The sequence below is a fragment of the Saccharothrix sp. AJ9571 genome, from assembly GCF_021725495.1.
GTDB classification, from domain to species: domain Bacteria; phylum Actinomycetota; class Actinomycetes; order Mycobacteriales; family Pseudonocardiaceae; genus Amycolatopsis; species Amycolatopsis magusensis.
In genome coordinates this window covers 1578034-1595952 of sequence record NZ_CP091382.1, presented here as the reverse complement: position 1 = coordinate 1595952, position 17919 = coordinate 1578034, and the positions used below count along the sequence as shown (strand labels likewise).

Here is a 17919-nt window from a genome sequence, read left to right as displayed (position 1 = left end):
GAGTTTCTCCTTCGCCTGTCCGGACTGGGGAACCGGAGGTAGGTCAAACGCTAGGAAGCGCGCCGGGACGCGGCGACCGCCGGAAGTAGGTGCTGTTTAACCGTTTAAGACTTTGGTCGTGGGCCATCCGCGTGGGCGCGGTACGTGCGGGGATGACAGAATCCAGGCGTGTCGACAGAGCAGGAACAGAACACCCGCCTTCGCGTGCTGTCCGGGATCCAGCCCACGGCCGACTCGTTCCACCTGGGCAACTACCTGGGCGCGCTGCGGCAGTGGGTGCGCCTGCAGGACACCCACGAGACCTTCTACTGCGTGGTCGACCTGCACGCGATCACCGTCGAGCAGGACCCGAAGGTGCTGCGGCAGCGGACCAGGGTTTCGGCCGCGCAGCTGCTCGCGCTCGGTGTCGACCCCGACCGCAGCACGTTGTTCGTGCAGAGCCAGGTGCCCGAGCACGCGCAGCTGAGCTGGGTGCTGGAGTGCCAGACCGGCTTCGGCGAGGCAGGCCGGATGACCCAGTTCAAGGACAAGGCGCAGAAGCAGGGCACCGACCGCGCCAGCGTCGGGTTGTTCACCTACCCGGTGCTGCAGGCCGCGGACATCCTGCTCTACCAGGCGCACGCGGTGCCGGTCGGCGAGGACCAGCGCCAGCACCTGGAGCTGTCACGGAACCTGGCGCAGCGGTTCAACAACCGGTTCGGCAGGACCTTCGTCGTGCCCGAGGCGCACATCGTCAAGGACACCGCGAAGATCTACGACCTGCAGGACCCGACGTCGAAGATGAGCAAGTCGGCCTCGGCGGTGAACGGGCTGGTCGAGCTGCTCGAGGACCCGAAGCGCTCGGCGAAGAAGATCCGGTCCGCGGTCACCGACACCGGCCGCGAGGTCGTCTACGACCCGGAGCACAAGGCCGGTGTGGCGAACCTGCTGAGCATCTACTCGGCGCTGACCGGCCGCGCGATCAGCGAGCTGGAGACGGCTTACGAGGGCAAGGGCTACGGCGATCTGAAGAAGGACCTCGCCGAGGTGCTGGTGGAGTTCGTGACGCCGGTCCAGGAACGGGTCAAGTCCTATCTGGACGACCAGGCCGAGCTGGACAAGGTGCTGGCCAGGGGCGCCGAACGGGCCCGTGAGGTCGCTTCTGCCACGCTGGCGAAGGTGTACGACCGCGTCGGTTTCCTGCCCGGCTGAGATCCCCCGCGCCAATGCTATGAGTGGGGCATTACTTGCGTTCAACGCTAGTAATGCCCCATTCATAGCATTCGAAGCGGGCCGCGCGTGAACGCTGAGGCCGCCTGCGGTCAATAGTCGGTGTGACTGCGATGACCGACGAGCCCGCCGCACCGCCGGCGCGCCTGGACCGGCCCGATCTCGGCGGGCCCGATCCAGGGCGTGCGTTCGGCCTGCTGTTCGACCGGCACGCCGCCCCGCTGCGGCACTACCTCGTCCGCCGCATCGGGGAGGCGGTGGCCGACGACCTGGTCAGCGAGACCTTCCTGATCGCCTGGAACCAGCGGCACCGCTACGACCCCGTCCGGGCCGCGGTCCGGTCCTGGCTCTACGGCATTGCCACCAACCTCCTGCGCCGCCACGTGCGCGACGAAGTCCGGGCACTGCGGGCCCGGCCCGCGCCCGATCCGGTGGACGGCCACGCCGTCCGGGTCGCCGAGCAGGTCGACGCCCAGACCGCGGCGCGGCAGCTGGCGGGCCCGCTGGCCGCGCTCGGGCGCCACGCTGGCCGAGCACCTGGCGGACCGCCCGGTGCTCGTCGACTGGCCGATCTCGCTCTGGTACCCCTGCGCCCGGTTCCCGGTCCAGGCCAACGGGTTGCTCGAACCGCCGTCCGACATCGTCCCGGCGCCCGGGCAGCACCGCGTCCACGGCGACCTCTCGCGTTCGTACACCGCGCACGCCGGCCCGTTCGCCCCGATCGGTCAGGTCGCCACCTACACCGAGGTGCCCTCCCGGCTGGAGGGCACGCCCGGCGAGGGGCACTGGAGCCCGCTGCTGCACGTGGACTACCGCTATCCCGTCGGCGCCTTCGACGTCCGCGTCGAGCGGGTCGACCGTTCCGGTTGGACCAGGTTTCCCCACCTACGCCGACAGCCGCTACACCGGCCAAGGCCCACCGGCTTGAGCTACACGTACTGGTAGCCCTTGAGGTTGCGCAGGAGCAGGTGGCAGTCCTGCAGGTGGGCGGTGTCGCTGAGGGAGCGGTAGATGCCCCACTTCGGCCGGATGACGTCGCTGAGGTAGGTGTCGCCGTTCTTCGCGGCGTCGATCACCGTGGTGCCGCCGTCACGCAGGATCCACCGCACGCGCCCGGAATTCCCGATGCGCTGCTCGATCTCCACGTCGATCCACCTGTTCTGCAACGGCGCCAGGTCCACCCGGCCGACGAGCACCTCCGGCTCGAACACCTTGAACTCCAGGGTGGCCTTGCCGCCGGTGTGCCGCAACGACATCACCGTCAGCGGGCTGGTGCCGGTGCCGGGCATCTTGGTCTGGAAGACGTGGGTGAAGCTGGTGGTCGCCTTGAGGCTGCCCGGGATGAACATCTGGTAGGTGAGCTTCCAGGTCTCCCCGTTCTTCCAGTTCAGCACGGTGCCGTTCTGGCGCATGCCGCGGACTTCCTGGCGCTGCCGGTCGGTGGCCGAATCGCGGTCGCGCAGGTGCATGTCGAAGCGGTAGGCGTCGCCCTGCGGGTAGATGTGCGTGGCGCCGGGGTGCGAGCCCGCGCGGTCGTCTTCGATGCCTTCGAAGGCGTTCAGCCCGGTGCTGCCCGGGCTCGGGTTCCAGCGCAGTTGCCAGCTCGCGGCGTGGGCCGGGAGCGCGCTCAGCACGGGCAGGGCGAGTGCGCCGGCGAGCAGGCCGCGCCTGCCGAGGGTGGAGGACATGGCAGGTCCCTCTCGTTCCCTGGCGGCGGTGACGGGAGAAAACGCACCGGCATCACAGCACCGTTTCCGGTTTTCCGTCAACACCGGACGGTGGTGTGGGGTGGGTGAGTCCTCGCGTTGCGGGCCCCCACCAGGGTAGTTAGCGTCTCACCGTGGCGAAGCGAGATGCTGGAGAGAAGTCTCAAGCGGTTCGGGGGTCCGGGGGGCGTCCCCCGGCGGGAGAAGACAGCGACAAACTGCTGCCGCGCCTGCGCCGCAAGTACCCGTGGCTGGACCACGTGGTCCGGGCGAACGAAGCGTTCACCGAGCGCTACGGCAACCACTACGCCGCGGCGATCACCTACTTCAGCGTGCTGTCGCTGTTCCCGCTGCTGATGGTCGGCTTCTCCATCGCGGGCATGGTGCTCCAGGGCGATCAGGCGGCGCTGGACCAGCTCAAGAGCGGTATCACCGAGTCCGCGCCGGCGGGGCTCGGCGACTTCCTGTCCACCATCGTCGAGACCGCGCTGCAGGCGGGCGCCGGGACCGGGATCTTCGGCCTGGTGCTGGCGCTGTACTCCGGTGTCGGCTGGATGACCAACCTGCGGGACGCGCTGACCGCGCAGTGGGGGCAGGAGAAGAAGCAGCAGCCGATGCTCCCGACGCTGCTGCGCGACCTGCTGTCGCTGGCCGGGCTCGGGCTGGCGCTGGTGGTCTCGTTCGGCCTGACCGCCGCGGGCAGCGGGGTCGGGAAGCTGCTGCTGGAACTGGTCGGCCTCCAGGACCAGGCGTGGGCGGTGTTCCTGCTGCGGCTGGCCACCATCGTGCTCTCGCTCGCCGCGAACGTGCTGGTGTTCCTCTGGGTGATCGCGCGCCTGCCGCGCGAGCGGGTCGACGCCCGCAGCGCGGTCAAGGGCGCGGTCATCGCCGCCATCGGGTTCGAGGTGCTCAAGCAGGTCACCACCGTCTACCTCGGCTTCGTCTCCACCTCGCCGAGCACCGTGCTCTTCGGGCCGATCCTCGGCCTGCTGTTCTTCGCCAACCTGGTCTCGCGCTTCCTGCTGTTCGTCACCGCGTGGACGGCCACCGCGAAGGAGAACCAGGTGCAGGTGGTCGAACCACCGGCGCCGGTGGTCATCCGGCCGCGGATGGACGTCCGGGAGGGGCCGGGCACCAAGGTGGTGGCGGGCGCGTTCGGCGTCGGCGCGCTGGTCGGCCTCCTGACCAGGCGGAAACGCCCCAGGGCGTAGGCGCGCCTGCCGGACGGGAAGAAAACCACCCCATCGTGACGCTTATGCTCGGTGAGCAGGCCACACGATGGGATGATCTTGACCGACACCGAACTCGCCGCGCGGGAGACCCCCGCCAAGGTGCGCTACCCGCGCGAAATCTGGGTGCTGGTGGGTGCCAGCTTCCTCATCGCCATCGGCTACGGCCTGATCGCGCCCGCCCTGCCCAGCTACGCCACCAGCTTCAACGTCGGGATCACCGCCGCGTCGGTGGTGGTCAGCGCGTTCGCCGCGATGCGCCTGGTGTTCGCCCCGGCCAGCGGCAGGCTGGTCACCCGGTTCGGGGAGCGGCCGATCTACCTGTGGGGCCTGCTGATCGTCGCGGTGTTCACCCTGGCCTGCTCGCTCGCCACGGAGTACTGGCACCTGCTGCTGTTCCGGTCGCTGAGCGGGGTCGGTTCGACCATGTTCACCGTGTCCGCGATCGGCCTGCTCATCCGCATCTCCCCGCCCGAGGTCCGCGGCCGCGTGTCCGGGCTGTGGGGCACCAGTTTCCTGCTCGGCAGCATCGCCGGGCCGGTGGTGGGCAGCGGGCTGGTGTCGGTGTCGCTGCGGGCGCCGTTCCTGATCTACGGGCTGGCACTGGTGCTCGTGGTGGTGCTGGTCTGGCTGAACCTGCGGCGGTCCGAACTGGCCGGACGCGCCGAAACCGACGCCACCGCGCCGGAGATGAAGTTCACCGAGGCGCTGCGCCACCCCGCCTACCGCGCCTCGCTGATGTCGAACTTCGCCAACGGCTGGGTGGTCTTCGGCGTGCGCGGCTCGCTGATCCCGCTGTTCATCGTGGCCGTGCTGGCGCGCGGCGAGGAGTTCACCGGCTTCGCGCTGGCCGTGTTCGCCGCCGGGAACGTGCTGGTGATGATGATCTCCGGGCGGTTCGCCGACACCCGCGGCCGCAAACCGATGGCGCTGGCCGGGCTGGTCATGCTGGCCGTGGGCAGCGGCGTGCTCGGGCTGACCGACAACATCTGGCTGTTCCTCGGCGCTTCGATGCTCGCCGGGATCGGCGCGGGCACGGTGAACCCGGCGCACAACGCGGCCGTGGCGGACGTGCTCGGGGCCAAGGCCCGCGGTGGCGGCGTGCTCGCCGGCTTCCAGATGGCCGCCGACATCGGCGCGGTCACCGGCCCGCTGGTGGCCGCGGTGATCGCCGAGCAGTGGTCCTACGCGGCCGCTTTCGCCGTCACCGGCGCGGTGGCCGGGCTGTCGGTGCTGTTCTGGATCGTCGCCCCGGAAACCCTGCCCAAGCGTGAGCCCGCCGAGCACAAGGCCCAGGACGCCGTCCGCGAGGACTGCTGCAAGGACACGCCCTAGTAGTCCCGGATGCGCGGCAGCACGTCGGTCTGCTCGGCGAGCAGGGCGGCTCGCTTGCGGCGGTGGCCGACGACGAACCCGACGATGATGATCACCGCGACCACCAGCGTGATGATCCACCCGGTGGTGCCGAACGGGTCCTCTTCGCCCCTCGTGGCGGCGGTCTTCGCCGGGTCGCTCTTCACGTCCGGCCCGGCCTGCGGAGCGCCGCCGGTCTGCAGGCCGCCCTCGCGGTAGGTGATCTGGCCGACCGGCTGCGGTTTCGTCGCGGCCAGTTCGAACCCGTAGTCGAGCAGCTTGCCCGCCTGGTCGGTGACCCGCATCGGCTTCTGTTCACCGCGCAGGGTCACCACCGCCAGCCGCTTGCCCTGGCGCTGGGCCGCACCGAGGTAGGTGTGCCGCGCGTCGTCGGTGAAGCCGGTCTTCCCGCCGAGGAAGCCGTCGTAGATGCTGAGCAGCTTGTTGTCGTTGTAGACCGGGAAAGCCGGTTTGTCGCCCCAGCCGGGGAACTGCACCTGCTTGGTGCCGACCGTCTTCGCGAACGTCGGCTGCTTCATCGCGTAGTGGAAGATCAGGCTCATGTCGTAGGCGGAGCTCGACATGCCCGGACCGTCCAAACCGGACGGCGTGGCCGCGCGGGTGTCCATCGCGCCGATCCTGGCCGCCGCCGAGTTCATCTTCTCCAGCGTCGCGGGCACCCCGCCGAGCGTGGTCGCCAGCGCGTGCGCGGCGTCGTTGCCCGAGTGCATCAGCAGGCCCTGCAGCAACTGCTCCACGGTGTACTGCCCACCGGCGACCAGGCCGACGCAGGTGCACTCCTGGCTCGCGTCCTCCGGCGAGGCGGTGATCACCCTGGCCGGGTCCAGTTCGTTGACCACGACGAGCGCGAGCAGCACCTTGATCAGCGACGCCGGCCGCTGCCGGGCGTGCGGGTCCTTCGCGGCGAGGATCTCGCCGGTGTCGAGGTCCTGCAGCACCCAGGACGCCGAGTTGATCACCGCGGGCGGGTCGTCCGCGCCGCGGGGGAGGACCAGCCCGCATTCACCCATCCGGTCGCCCCCGATCGGGGTGGCGGGCACCGGCAGCGCCTCGGGCGCCTTCTGGCCGGGCTTGGGCACCTCGGAGGTGTCCACCGGCGGCGGGGGCGCGGTCCGGTCGGCGCAGTTCTGCTTCTGGGCTGCTCTGGGCACATCCTGCGCACCGGCCGCGGGAGCGAGCACGGTCACCGCGGCGAGGATCGCGGACACCATGATGAGGACGAGATCGCGTGGGCTGCGCACCCTTGCAGGCTATCTGCGCCGGTGGTGAGCGATGAACTACCCTCCGCCAACATGAGGATGTCGGGACGGACCTCGCTGTTCCTGCTGGCGTTCGGCGTCTGGTCGTGGCTCATCTGGATCACCTTCGCGCGGAACCTGTGGGAAAGCGACCGGGCGTGGGCGGCGGACGGCTCGCCGACGGCCTATTTCGTGGTGCACGCGGTGCTCACCGTGGTCTCGTTCGTGCTCGGCACGATCGTCGGGATCATCGGCTGGCGGGGGTGGCGCGCGCGGAACCAGACCAAAGAATGATTGCCCCGCGTTCTCCGGACGTGTTTCATCTTGCGGGTGTGCCTGATGCTCAGGCTCTTTCCTGGAGGTGTGGATGTCCCGGGTCCGACGATGGCTGCTGCCCGCAGCCGCCGCGCTGACGCTGGCCGGTACCGGTGCGCTGGCGCCGGTCGCGCTGGCGCAACCGGCCGCGCAGGCCGCCCCGCAGTGCGACACGACGAGTGCGTCGTACACCTATGTGGTGATCTATCAGCCGCACACTTCCCAGTGGCAGGTTGACAAGGAACTCAAGGCGAAATGTGGTACGAAAGTCGCTTACTACGATGAAATCGGGGTAGCGGTCGCCACTTCGCGCAATGCCGATTTCCAGGAGAAGATCGGCGCCTTCCGCGCCTATTCGGGTGGCCGTGAGATCGCCGAGCCACCGGCCACCGCGGCTGCCGAGGCCCGCGCCCAGGCGCGCTCGGAGCGGGAGAACGAAGAGACGGTCGCCGTGGCCGCCGAGGGCGACCTGACCGCGCAGCAGTGGGACATGCGGGCGATCAAGGCACCCGAGGCGAACAAGATCAACCCGGGCAGCAAGTCGGTCACCGTGGGTGTGCTCGACTCCGGTGTGGAACCCGAGCACCCCGGCATCAAGCACGCGGTGGACGCCAAGGCCTCGCGCGGCTGCAACTCCGGTGCGGCGGACGCCGACCCGGCCAGCTGGACCACCACGAACTCCGACCACGGCCTGCACGTGGCAGGCACCATCGCGGGCAAGGACGAGGCCCGCGGCTTCACCGGCGTGGCGCCGGGGGTCAGGATCGCCTCGGTGAAGGTGGTCAACGACGACGGCATGATCTACCCGGAGGCCGCGGTCTGCGGCTTCATGTGGGCCGCGAAGCAGGGCTTCGAGGTGACCAACAACAGCTACTACATCGACCCGGGCATGTTCTACTGCCCGAAGCAGCCGGGTGACGCCGCCGCGTTCGAGGCGGTCAAGCGCGCGGTGGCCTACTCGCACAAGCGGGGCGTGCTCAACGTCGCGGCCGCGGGCAACAGCGGCTTCGACCCCAAGGCGCAGACCACCGACCCGAACCGCCCGCACCCGGTGGACCCGAGCTGCGAAATCCTGCCGAAGGGCCTGGACGGCGTGGTGACGGTGTCGTCGGTCGGCTACAACGGCACGAAGGCGTCGTACAGCAACTACGGCAAGGGGCAGATCGAGGTGACCGCCCCGGGCGGTGACCGCGCCCAGCTGCCGCCGGCGGGCGAGGGGGCCGGCTGCCCGCTGTCCACCGTGTTCAACGGCCAGTACGGCACCAAGTGCGGCACGTCGATGGCGTCCCCGCACGCCGCCGGGGTGGCCGCGCTGCTGGCGAGCAAGTACCGGCACGTCCCGCCGCAGGCGCTTTCGTTCCTGCTGCAGGCAAAGGCGGACCCGGTGCCGTGCGCCGGCGCCGCCGAGTGCGAAGGCCCTGACTACTACAACTCGTTCTACGGCCGAGGCCTGGTGAACGCCCTGCGCGCGGTGAAGTAACCACGCGCCTTGACGGCCCCTCCTCGTTCGCGGGGAGGGGCCGTTTTGCCTGCCGATTCAAGACAGGTCGGCGATGAACCCCATCCTTTGCCTTTGTGGCGGCGATTCGCCGGAGAATTCGACCACCATTTCGTCTCGGTGTGGTTCTGTCTTCAGATTGGGGGCATTCAGGTTCCGGATGCGGACCCGTCGATCCGGGTCGACACGAAAGGTGACTCGTTGACTGAAGCGCTCAACACTCATTTCAAAGAGGACATCGAAGGTTTCCGGTGTCCGACCGCGCATGAGGTCTCGTGAGTATCCCGGCCAATTCCACTCGGCGACGATGGAGTCCCCGGCCCGCACGGTCCGCCCGAGGTGTGCGAACACAGTGTGCCTCACGTGGCCTGGGGTCGGAGTCGTCCAAAAGTGTGTGCTCTCGGCTCGAGGACCGATGCCGGTCGAGTCTGCGTGCGTCACGGTGACGGTCACCCGCCTCTTCTCGCGTTCGGTCAAACCCTTCTCGCCGTAGTAGACGGTGGTGAACGTCAGATACTTCCGGTCGGCTTCGTGTGCGGCGTGAGGAACGGCCGTTCTGGTTATCGATGCGTCCCCGTTACTTTGCAGCAGTATCTCCTCATGCCATTCCGCCAGCTCCATCGGCTCGCCAGAACGGAACTCTAGGACGTAGTCATGCAGCATCGATTCCACGCGGGCGAGGCGATCGCGGAGGCGACTGTTCATGGCGAAAGAAACCGCGGTCGATAGGAGTACCAACGCCACGAACAATGTGAAGACCGTGGTTCTCAGCCAGGTCAGCCCGAGAACCTGGCCCAGTGCGCCAGCTGTTGCCAGTAGGGTCAACGCGCTCATCGCCGTGCGTAGGTAGCCGTGCCTGGAAACGACGCACTCAAGCTCTGTGAAGAAAGAGGACAGGTGGCGGGCGGCGAGTCGGCCCGGTGCGGGAGGGTTGCCCATGCCGAGTCTCCTCCGAGCGTCGAACGTACCCACTAGGCCGAATGGCCTAGATTGAAGACTCGGCGCAACTCTGCCCGATGGCCCGCCGTGGCGTTCGCGAGTGCACATTGTAACGCTCAGACGCTCTCGGGTCACCGATTGTCGTTGCGCCATCCGGGTTCTGTCTACTGCGCCGATGCGCTCAGCGGACCGGCGGCGTACGACGGCAGCTCCCGTACGCCGGCGTGATCGTGACACGAATGTGGCTTTGGGGGCGGAAAACGCCCCGAAAGCCACATTCGTGTCCTCGGCTAGCACCTTGGACGGCTGGTTGCCAGGGGAAGAAACCCGTCACCGGGAATTGGGAAATGTAGCTGTGCGAATTCGGTGGGTGAGCCGCGGAACCGGGTGCAGCGGCGGATCCCTCGAATGGCCCTGTAACAAATTGCGCCCCATTCCCGCCATACGGGCAGGAGTCGCGATTCTCTCCCTGCCATCGGAGTCGAGGAGTTCGGTCATGGGGTTACGCCGTCATGCTTTCCTGCACAAGGCACGAAGATCATGGGCACTGGGGTTGGTCGCACCACTGGCCGCGGCGGGGGTGGTGGTGGCCACGACCGCGCCCGTGGCCACCGCCGCGGTGCCCGCCGGGTTCACCGACACCGTCGCGATCGGCGGGCTCTCCTCGCCGACGGCGGCGGCGTTCGCGCCGGACGGGCGGGTGTTCATCGCCGAAAAGAGCGGGCTGCTCAAGGTTTTCGACTCGCTCGCCGACACCACGGCGACCGTGTTCGCCGACCTCCGCACGCCGACCCAGGACTTCTGGGACCGCGGCCTGCTCGGGCTCGCCGTCGATCCGGCGTTCCCCGCCCGGCCGTACGTCTACGTGTCCTACACCTACGACGCCATGCCCGGCGGAGCCGCGCCGCGCTGGGGTGACGCCTGCCCGACCCCGCCCGGCGCCACCGACGACGGCTGCGTGGTCACCGGCCGCGTGTCGCAGTTGACCATGGGCGCGGGCGGCGTCGCGGTCAGCGAGAAACCGCTGATCACCGACTGGTGCCAGCAATACCCGAGCCACTCCATCGGTTCGCTCGCCTTCGGCCCGGACGGCGCGCTGTACGCCGGCGGTGGCGACGGCGCCAGCTTCAACTTCACCGACTACGGCCAGGTCAAGAACCTGTGCGGCGACCCGCCTTCCGCGGCGGGCACGAACCTCGCCCCGCCCAACGCCGAAGGCGGCGCGCTGCGCTCGCAGTCGGTGCGGCGGCCCGCCGGTCAGCCGGTGCTGCTCAACGGCGCGATCCTGCGCATCAACCCGGACACCGGCGCGGGCATGCCGGGCAACCCGTTCGCGAGCAGTTCCGACGCGAACGCCCGGCGCATCGTCGCCTACGGCATGCGCAACCAGTTCCGCTTCGGCTTCCGGCCGGGCACCAGCGAACTCTGGTCCGGCGACGTCGGCTGGGGCACCTGGGAGGAGATCAACCGGATCACCAACGTCGGCGACGCGGTCGCGGAGAACTTCGGCTGGCCGTGTTTCGAGGGCACCGCGCGGCAGTCGGGTTACGACGGCGCGAACCTGACCCGGTGCGAATCGCTCTATTCCGCCGGTGGCCAGACCGCGCCCTACTACGCCTACAACCACAGCGCGAAAGTGGTGGCGACCGACCCCTGCCCGACCGGTGGTTCGTCGATCAGCGGAATCGCGTTCGAATCGGGTAGCAATTATCCACCAGCCTATTCCGGCTCGCTTTTCTTCGCCGATTCCTCGCGCGGCTGCATCTGGGCGATGCAGACCGAAGCCGGGCAGCCCAGCGCGAACCGGCTGGTGCCGTTCGTGACCGGCGCGAACGTCCCGGTGCAGGTGCTCAGCGGTCCCGGCGGCGACCTCTTCTACGTCGCGCTCGGCGGCGGCCAGTTGCGCCGGGTCAGCTACAGCAGCGGCAACCGGGCGCCGGTCGCGGTGGGCACGGCGACCCCGTCCAGCGGGCCCGCGCCGCTCGCGGTGCAGTTCAACGCCTCGGGCTCGAGCGACCCCGACGGTGACGCCCTCACCTACGCCTGGGACCTCGACGCCGACGGTGCCTACGACGACTCGTCCGCGGTCAACCCGACGCGCACGTACACCGCTCCCGCGGTGGTCAACGTCGGCCTGCGCGTCACCGACCCGAGCGGGGCGAACGGGACCACCACGGTGCCGGTGACGGTGGGCAATCCGCCCGGCCTGGACCCGGTGCCGGTGATCGACACGCCGACCGCCGCGCTGAACTGGCAGGTCGGGCAGACCGTGCCGTTCGCAGGGCGGGCCACGGACGCACAGGACGGTGAACTGCCCGCTTCGGCGCTGTCGTGGCGGCTGGCGATCCGGCACTGCGCGGCCAACGGCACCTGCCACACGCACAACGTGCAGGACTACAACGGCGTGGCGAGCGGCTCGTTCGTCGCACCCGACCACGAGTACCCGTCGCACCTGGAGCTGACGCTCACCGCGACGGACTCCTCGGGCCGGGCCGCGTCGAAGACGGTGGAACTGCAACCCAGGACCGTCGCGCTGAGCTTCACCTCGCAGCCCAGCCAGGCCCTGCTCACCGTCGGCGGGATCGAGCAGCGCACGCCGTTCACCCGCACGGTCATCGCGGGCTCGAACAACTCGGTGAGCGCGAACAGCCCGCAGAACGTCCCGCCGAACAACTGGAAGTACGCGTGGACCTCGTGGTCCGACGGCGGGGCCAGGGCGCACAACGTGGTGGCGCCCTCGACCCCGACCACCTACCAGGCGAACTTCCGGCTCTGCTGGTTGCTCAACCCCTGCTGATCACCTGAGGAACAGGGTGGCCGTCAGCACCAGTCCGCCGACGGCCATCACCCAGGTGTAGGGCAGCGTGGAGCGCAGGACCTTCTCCGGGCGCACCCCGGCGTACTGCGCGCTCCACACCGTCTGCGTGCTGGTCGGGTCGGACACGCAGAGCACCTGGCCGTACGAGGACATCAGGCCGAGCACGGCGGGCGCCGGGTAGATCCCGCCGGAGACGAGGACTCCGGCGACCCCGGCGCCCAGCCCGTACACGTTGAGCGGCCCGCGGTACAGGCACAACGGCACCAGCACGGCGAACACCAGCACGAACCACACCGCGCCCGCCGGGCTCACCGCGGAGATCAGCGGCTGCAGCGCGCTGACCGCGCCCGGCAGCCTGACCGCGGACAGCAGCATCCCGATCGCGATGAACAACACGATCGGCGGGGCCGCCACGTCGAAGGCCCGGTACAGCGAACGCAGCGCGCGTTCACCCAGCTTGCCGGGCCGCGTGGTGGTCACCAGTCCGTAGACCAGCCCGGCCAGCAGCGACGGCACGATCGGCACCTCGAGCCCGAGCGCGAGCACGATCGGCAGCAACGGGGTCAGCAGGGCGTACCAGGGCGCGTCCCCACGCCGTTCCCGCGCGGCCGCCCGCGACCGGCGTGGCGCCCGCACCGCCCAGGCGTGCCGCGCGCCGGTCCGCCGGGTCTCGATCAGCACGTAGGCGACACCGACCACCAGCGCGATCGGGAACACCTTCAGCTGGAACGCGCGCACCTGCTCGATCGGCAGGTCCACCGCGTCGGACAGGAACTGCCAGCCGATCAGCTCCAGCGGCAGACCGGTCGCCAGTCCCATGAGGACGGTCCCGCCGGCCACCACCGGGGCCACGCCGACCGCGATCATCGCCGGGATGCCCACCACCCCGGCGAGCATGGCGGCCGGTGCCGAACCGGTGATGCTGCCGCACAGGATCGCCACGGCGTACACGCCGAGCGCGACTACCGCCGGTCGTTCCCCGCCGAACTCGACGATCTTGCGCACCAGGGTCGCGGCGATCCCGGCGTCCTCCATCAGCGTGCCCAGCCACGAGCCGAGCAGCACCGCGATCATCGTCGCGGCGAGCAGCGCCGACCCGGTCTGCAGCACCGAGCCGGTGATGCTGTTCTCCTTGCCCGTCAGGCTCGCGCCGGACAACGCCGCGATCACCACGGCGAGCAGACCGAGCGCGAAGGCGGTCGGGATCTTGCGGGCCAGCATCAACGCGACCCCGATGGCCATCACGGCCACGATGGCAATACCCATGTCAGGCTCCTGTGTTTTGGCCGTGCCTCCGGCACGGCGGCGAGGTCGCTTTTGAGCCGGTCACCGGACTGAGAAGCGCCTCGCCGAATCGGCATTGGCGCCTCTCAGTCCGGTGACCGGCGCGACCTCGCGTGGGGGGCGTCCAGGGTGTCGGCGAGAAAGGTGTTGAGCAGCAGGGGGTTCAGGCCGCTGAGGCGCTGGGCGTAGCGGTGGACGGCCAGTTCGTCGGCACCGGCGACGTGGGCACGCAGCCGCAGGACGCGGTGGCCGAGGCGGCGGTTCAGCTCGCGGGTGCGCGGGCCGTGCAGCAGGTGGTGACCGACCTCGTGGGCGATCGCCGCACGCCGCAGTTTCTCCGGCGCGATCGGCACGCCGCGTTTCGCGCTGACCTCGCGGGCGAAGTCGAGGCTGTCGCGGTAGAGCGTGACGCGGTGGTCGCGGTGGTGGTATTCGGCGAGCAGGATCTCGGCGGGCCGCTTGCCGCCGGTTTTCTCGCGGATGTCTAACTGCGGCAGTTCCGGGTGTTCCTCGGCGAGTTCATCGCCGAAGTCGAGCGCGATCCGTGCCCAGGCCCGGAGTTGTTCGGGCGTGCGGTGTTCGTGGGTCGGGGTGGCGGCGAGGAACCGCGTGCCGAGGTCGAGTGCGGTCACTAGTGCACCCTCTTCTGTGCGGGCCTCTGGATGGGGCTTGTGGTAGGAACTAGGCGGATGCCGGGGTGACGGCCCGATGTGGTCGCCCTTCGTGGGCTTCGATGACACTGCCGCCCCCGGCTTCCCTGGAACCGTGGATCGATGACAGAGGGATGCGCCGTAGAGCGCCGGTTAGTGACCACTCGACCATCGGTTCCTCCGTCTTCGTCTAGTGCCTGCCTTGTGGTGTGAGCAGAGAGGCGGCGGGGTTGTCGCTGGAAGATGGGCTGTTGTATTTCGTCGGGATCGATTGGGCTGCCACCGAGCACGCGGTGTGCGTGCTCGATCAGACCGGGAAGAAGGTGGCTGCGTTCACCGTCGAGCACACCGCCGCGGGGTTCGCCCGGCTTACCGCCCGGCTGGGCAGGCTCGGTGACGCCCGGCGGGTGCCGGTCGCGATCGAGCGTCCCGATGGACGTCTGGTGGACGTGTTGCTGGAGACCGGGTATCCGGTACTGCCGGTCAAACCGAACGCGATCAAGACCTGGCGGGAGTCCGAGGTCCTCTCCGGCGCGAAATCCGACCTCGGCGATGCCGAAGTGATCGCTGACTATCTGCGGGTTCGGTTTCATCGCCTGCGCCCGGCCGCGCCGCTGTCGGGCCACACCAAGGCTTTGCGTGCCGTGGTCCGCACCCGGGGTGACCTGGTCGAGGCCCGGGTCGCGGCCACCAACCAGCTCGCCGCCTTGCTGGACGCGCACTGGCCCGGCGCCAAGGCCATCTTCGCCCGCATCGAGTCCGCGATCGCCCTGGCGTTCCTGGCCGCCTATCCCACCGCCGGGTCGGCCGCCGCACTGACGGAGAAGCGACTGGCCGCGTTCTGCGCCGAGCAGGGTTACTCGGGTAAGAAGCCCGCCGCCGTCTTGCTGGCCCGGCTGCGTTCGGCGCCGGCCGGCACGCTCGATCCCGTGGTGTCCGAGGGAATTCGCGCCGCGGTGCTGGCCCAGATCAGCGTGCTCACCGCACTCAACGCCGCGATCAAGAACCTGGACCGCTCGATCAGCGAGACGATGGCCGCCCACCCCGACGGAGATGTCTTCCGCTCGTTCCCGCGGGCGGGCACGGTCAACGCCAGCCAGATCCTGGCCGAGTGGGGCGATGCCCGCGAGGCTTTCGACAATCCCGATGCCATCGCCGCGCTGGCCGGGATCACCCCGGTGACCAAGGCTTCTGGCAAGCAACGGGGTGTGTCGTTCCGCTGGGCGTGCAACAAACGCCTGCGCCAGGCGATCACGACCTTCGCCGGAAACTCCCGTTTCGCCAGCCCATGGGCGGCTGGCATCTACAACCGGGCGCGAGCCTCGGGCAAGGACCATCCCCACGCCACCCGCATCCTCGCCCGAGCCTGGATCCGTGTCATGTGGCGCTGCTGGCAGAACGGCACACCCTACGATCCCACCCTGCACGGCGGCGCCCAGCAAACTAACAAGCAGGAGCTCGCAGCCTGATTTCGACCTATAGGTTGACACAGGGGGTGTCATCGCCGGTCCTCCAGCAGTGCGACCAGAGGTTCGTCCGGCTGCCGGGTGCCGAGTTCGGCGCCGATCAGCGCGAGCAGTTGCTCCCGGTCGAGCACCCCGGACAGGTCGGCGATCTTCGGCCCGGCCAGCAGGTACACCGCCGGTGCCCGCGAACCGCCGTCGCCGACGGAGGTGTGCTCGGTGACCAGGTCGGTGAGCCGTGCGTTGCCCTCACCCGCGGTCGTCTCGGCGAGGTGCGCCCCGGAGAGGTGCAACCGGATCACGCCTTCGCCGTCCACCACGCGAATCTGCTCGGCCGGCCGGGCGAATCGGCCGAAGAACCCGGTTTTCCGGGTCTTCGCGCCCCACACGCGGTGGTGCGGGGTGACAGCGAGCTCGCGCACGACGGCGGGTTCGACGCTGAGCGATTTGGCGACTTCCCGCCGTACCTCGGCTTCGTCCAGCTTCCCTGCGCGATCCTTGGTGCGTAGTTCGGTCGCCCCGGTGGCCACCGCGCGGATCAGGTTCCGCTGCGGATCGACCGTCACGTCGACGTCCACCCCGGCCGGGTCGGCGCCCTGGGCGACCACGGCCCGTTCGGCTTCGGCACGCGTGGCCAGCACATCGCTGTGCGACGGGTTCGGCACGATCCGCTCGACCGATTCCCGCACCATCGCCAGCGCCGCACCCAGCGGGCTGATCACCTCGCTGTGCTTCGCGATCCGCCAGTCCATAGTAGACGACTGGCCGAGGAAGGGCGTGACCGCCGCCGCGCCACCACCGCCGCCGACCAGCGTGACGGATTCGAGCCGGTACGCCTCGACCAGCTCGTCGACCACGGCCCTGACCGGTTTGACCGCCTGTTCGAGCACAGCGGTCGCGGCCTTTTCGGTGGACAGCCCCAAAGCGCTCGCCAGTGGGGCAAGTGCCAGTTTCGCGGTCTCGGGGTCGGCGTGGGCGTAGCTGTCTTCGGGGACCACGCCGAGCGCGTTGGCGGCGCAGGTGAGCGTGATGGCGTACCGGGTGCCGTCCGCGGTCTCCAGCGCGGCGTAGTCGGCCGGATCGCCGTCCTTGGGCGCAATGCTGATCAGCTTCGCGCCTTCGAGCGCGTCCGCGAAGCAGGCGTAGGGCAGGCCCGCGATGTGCGCGCTGCGTGGGCCGACCGCGGTGATCGACTGGCCGGAGACGCGGATCAGCGAGCCACCGCCGATCCCGACCGTGCGCACGTCGAGCGCGGGCAGGTAGGTCTCCCGGCCACCCAGCTTGGCGTGCCGGACCTGTACCTTCCCCCGGCGCACCACGCTGATGTCGGTCGAGGTGCCGCCGGTCTCCAGGAAGATGCCTTCGCTGAGCCGTTCCCCCATCAACGCCCCGGCCACGCCCGCCGCCGGCCCGGAAAGCGCGGTGAGCAGCGGGCGCTTGCGCATCTCCTCCAGCGACATCACCCCGCCGTCGCCCCGCATCACCATCAGCGGTGCGCTGATGCCCGCCGCCGCGACACTGCGGTCCACCAGGTCGGCGGTTTCGATCATCCGCGGCATGATCCCGGCGTTGAGCACGGCCGTCCTGGCGCGTTTGGACAGTCCATAGAGGCCGGTGATCTCGTGGGTGGCGGTCGCCGGGAGGTGCTGGGCCCGCGCCTCGGTGACCACGGCTCGTTCCCCGGCCGGATCGTCCACACTGAACGGTTCGACGGCGACGATCACCTCGGCGCCGTCGGAATGCAGCTTGGCCACGGCTTCTTTGACCGTTTCCGGGTGTTCGGCGTCCTTCACCGCCGCGTACCGGATCGGCAGCGGGCGGCCGGGCGCGAGTTCCAGCTTGCGCAGCGACCGCAGCCTGCCGGTGGCCCAGCCGTCGAAGCCGTGCCCGATCCCGGCGATGCCGACCGTGGCCACATCGCCTTCGAGCAGCGCGTTCGTCGCCTGCGTGGTGCCGTGCGCCAGGAACGAGACCGCGCCGGGGTCGACGCCGGTCTGCTCGTGGAGCAGGGTGAGCGCGGTGAGGATGCCGTGTGCCACGCCGTCGGCGTGGTCGTGGCTGGTGGGGACCTTGACCTGCCCGAGCAGGGCGAAGGTGTGCGCGTCCACCGCCACCGCGTCGGTGAACGTGCCCCCGACGTCGATGCCGATCCGGACGGTCTGCGGCGTTGCAGTCGTGTCCAGCATGTCCAGCCTC

At 69.6% G+C, this 17919-nt stretch carries 14 protein-coding genes and 1 pseudogene; 9 read left to right on the top strand and 6 right to left on the bottom strand.

Features of this window, described 5'->3' with window-relative positions; translation table 11 throughout:
- Positions 1–168: 168 nt before the first annotated feature.
- From trpS to L3Q67_RS06515, 3 genes and pseudogenes are all read left to right on the top strand, one after another.
- On the top strand, positions 169–1191 hold the full coding sequence (gene trpS, locus L3Q67_RS06525) for a tryptophan--tRNA ligase (RefSeq protein ID WP_499188676.1): 1023 nt from the start codon (positions 169–171) through the stop codon (positions 1189–1191).
- A 131-nt stretch (positions 1192–1322) separates the two neighbouring features.
- Positions 1323–1550: pseudogene (locus L3Q67_RS06520) on the top strand (RNA polymerase sigma factor); the annotation flags it as partial.
- 211 nt (positions 1551–1761) lie between these two features.
- Complete coding sequence (locus tag L3Q67_RS06515) at positions 1762–2154, top strand: hypothetical protein (RefSeq protein WP_499188675.1); 393 nt, start codon at positions 1762–1764, stop codon at positions 2152–2154.
- Here the strand turns inward: L3Q67_RS06515 and L3Q67_RS06510 are convergent.
- The gene (locus L3Q67_RS06510; RefSeq protein WP_499188674.1) at positions 2139–2897 is read right to left on the bottom strand and encodes a Tat pathway signal sequence domain protein; all 759 of its coding nucleotides are present in this window, start codon (positions 2895–2897) and stop codon (positions 2139–2141) included. The genes L3Q67_RS06515 and L3Q67_RS06510 overlap by 16 nt on opposite strands.
- A 236-nt stretch (positions 2898–3133) precedes the next feature.
- On the opposite strand from L3Q67_RS06510, the gene yhjD reads away from it, so the two are divergent.
- Positions 3134–4126: a YihY/virulence factor BrkB family protein gene (gene yhjD / locus L3Q67_RS06505; protein WP_499191450.1), complete on the top strand. Its 993-nt coding sequence runs from the start codon at positions 3134–3136 to the stop codon at positions 4124–4126.
- Positions 4127–4204: 78 nt separating this feature from the next.
- Entirely contained in the window at positions 4205–5479 is a 1275-nt protein-coding gene (locus L3Q67_RS06500) for an MFS transporter (protein ID WP_499188673.1), read from the top strand.
- On the opposite strand, the gene L3Q67_RS06495 is transcribed toward L3Q67_RS06500, so the two are convergent.
- On the bottom strand, positions 5476–6729 hold the full coding sequence (locus L3Q67_RS06495) for a D-alanyl-D-alanine carboxypeptidase family protein (RefSeq protein ID WP_499191449.1): 1254 nt from the start codon (positions 6727–6729) through the stop codon (positions 5476–5478). The genes L3Q67_RS06500 and L3Q67_RS06495 overlap by 4 nt on opposite strands.
- An 81-nt stretch (positions 6730–6810) precedes the next feature.
- On the opposite strand from L3Q67_RS06495, the gene L3Q67_RS06490 reads away from it, so the two are divergent.
- Both L3Q67_RS06490 and L3Q67_RS06485 read left to right on the top strand, forming a co-directional pair.
- Positions 6811–7050, top strand: a complete 240-nt coding sequence (locus L3Q67_RS06490; protein WP_499188672.1) for an SCO4848 family membrane protein — start codon at positions 6811–6813, stop codon at positions 7048–7050.
- 73 nt (positions 7051–7123) lie between these two features.
- A complete protein-coding gene (locus L3Q67_RS06485; protein ID WP_499188671.1) occupies positions 7124–8551 on the top strand; it encodes a S8 family peptidase in 1428 nt (475 codons plus the stop codon).
- Positions 8552–8608: 57 nt separating this feature from the next.
- Here the strand turns inward: L3Q67_RS06485 and L3Q67_RS06480 are convergent, their stop codons facing one another.
- Positions 8609–9508, bottom strand: coding sequence for a hypothetical protein (locus L3Q67_RS06480; RefSeq protein ID WP_499188670.1), 900 nt, complete (start codon positions 9506–9508; stop codon positions 8609–8611).
- A gap of 496 nt (positions 9509–10004) precedes the next feature.
- Between L3Q67_RS06480 and L3Q67_RS06475 the strand changes: the two genes are divergently transcribed.
- Positions 10005–12305, top strand: coding sequence for a PQQ-dependent sugar dehydrogenase (locus L3Q67_RS06475; RefSeq protein WP_499188669.1), 2301 nt, complete (start codon positions 10005–10007; stop codon positions 12303–12305).
- On the opposite strand, the gene L3Q67_RS06470 is transcribed toward L3Q67_RS06475, so the two are convergent.
- Complete coding sequence (locus L3Q67_RS06470) at positions 12306–13592, bottom strand: transporter (RefSeq protein WP_499188668.1); 1287 nt, start codon at positions 13590–13592, stop codon at positions 12306–12308. It abuts the gene before it with no gap.
- 104 nt (positions 13593–13696) lie between these two features.
- Positions 13697–14242, bottom strand: coding sequence for a hypothetical protein (locus L3Q67_RS06465; RefSeq protein WP_499188667.1), 546 nt, complete (start codon positions 14240–14242; stop codon positions 13697–13699).
- 227 nt (positions 14243–14469) lie between these two features.
- Here L3Q67_RS06465 and L3Q67_RS06460 point away from each other — a divergent pair, with 227 nt between their 5' ends.
- Complete coding sequence (locus L3Q67_RS06460) at positions 14470–15729, top strand: IS110 family RNA-guided transposase (RefSeq protein WP_499188666.1); 1260 nt, start codon at positions 14470–14472, stop codon at positions 15727–15729.
- A 29-nt stretch (positions 15730–15758) separates the two neighbouring features.
- Here L3Q67_RS06460 and L3Q67_RS06455 read toward each other — a convergent pair whose 3' ends face one another.
- Positions 15759–17909 (bottom strand): hydantoinase/oxoprolinase family protein, encoded by a 2151-nt coding sequence (locus L3Q67_RS06455; RefSeq protein WP_499188665.1) that lies wholly within the window; start codon positions 17907–17909, stop codon positions 15759–15761.
- Positions 17910–17919: the final 10 nt, after the last annotated feature.

What these genes read in the sequence shown, in the direction of transcription:
- L3Q67_RS06455 (WP_499188665.1), bottom strand. Translation starts at nt 17,909, where the DNA reads ATGCTGGACACGACTGCAACGCCGCAGACCGTCCGGATCGGCATCGAC.
- L3Q67_RS06485 (WP_499188671.1), top strand. Translation starts at nt 7,124, where the DNA reads ATGTCCCGGGTCCGACGATGGCTGCTGCCCGCAGCCGCCGCGCTGACG.
- L3Q67_RS06490 (WP_499188672.1), top strand. Translation starts at nt 6,811, where the DNA reads ATGAGGATGTCGGGACGGACCTCGCTGTTCCTGCTGGCGTTCGGCGTC.
- L3Q67_RS06475 (WP_499188669.1), top strand. Translation starts at nt 10,005, where the DNA reads ATGGGGTTACGCCGTCATGCTTTCCTGCACAAGGCACGAAGATCATGG.
- L3Q67_RS06495 (WP_499191449.1), bottom strand. Translation starts at nt 6,729, where the DNA reads ATGGTGTCCGCGATCCTCGCCGCGGTGACCGTGCTCGCTCCCGCGGCC.
- L3Q67_RS06480 (WP_499188670.1), bottom strand. Translation starts at nt 9,508, where the DNA reads ATGGGCAACCCTCCCGCACCGGGCCGACTCGCCGCCCGCCACCTGTCC.
- L3Q67_RS06510 (WP_499188674.1), bottom strand. Translation starts at nt 2,897, where the DNA reads ATGTCCTCCACCCTCGGCAGGCGCGGCCTGCTCGCCGGCGCACTCGCC.
- L3Q67_RS06470 (WP_499188668.1), bottom strand. Translation starts at nt 13,592, where the DNA reads ATGGGTATTGCCATCGTGGCCGTGATGGCCATCGGGGTCGCGTTGATG.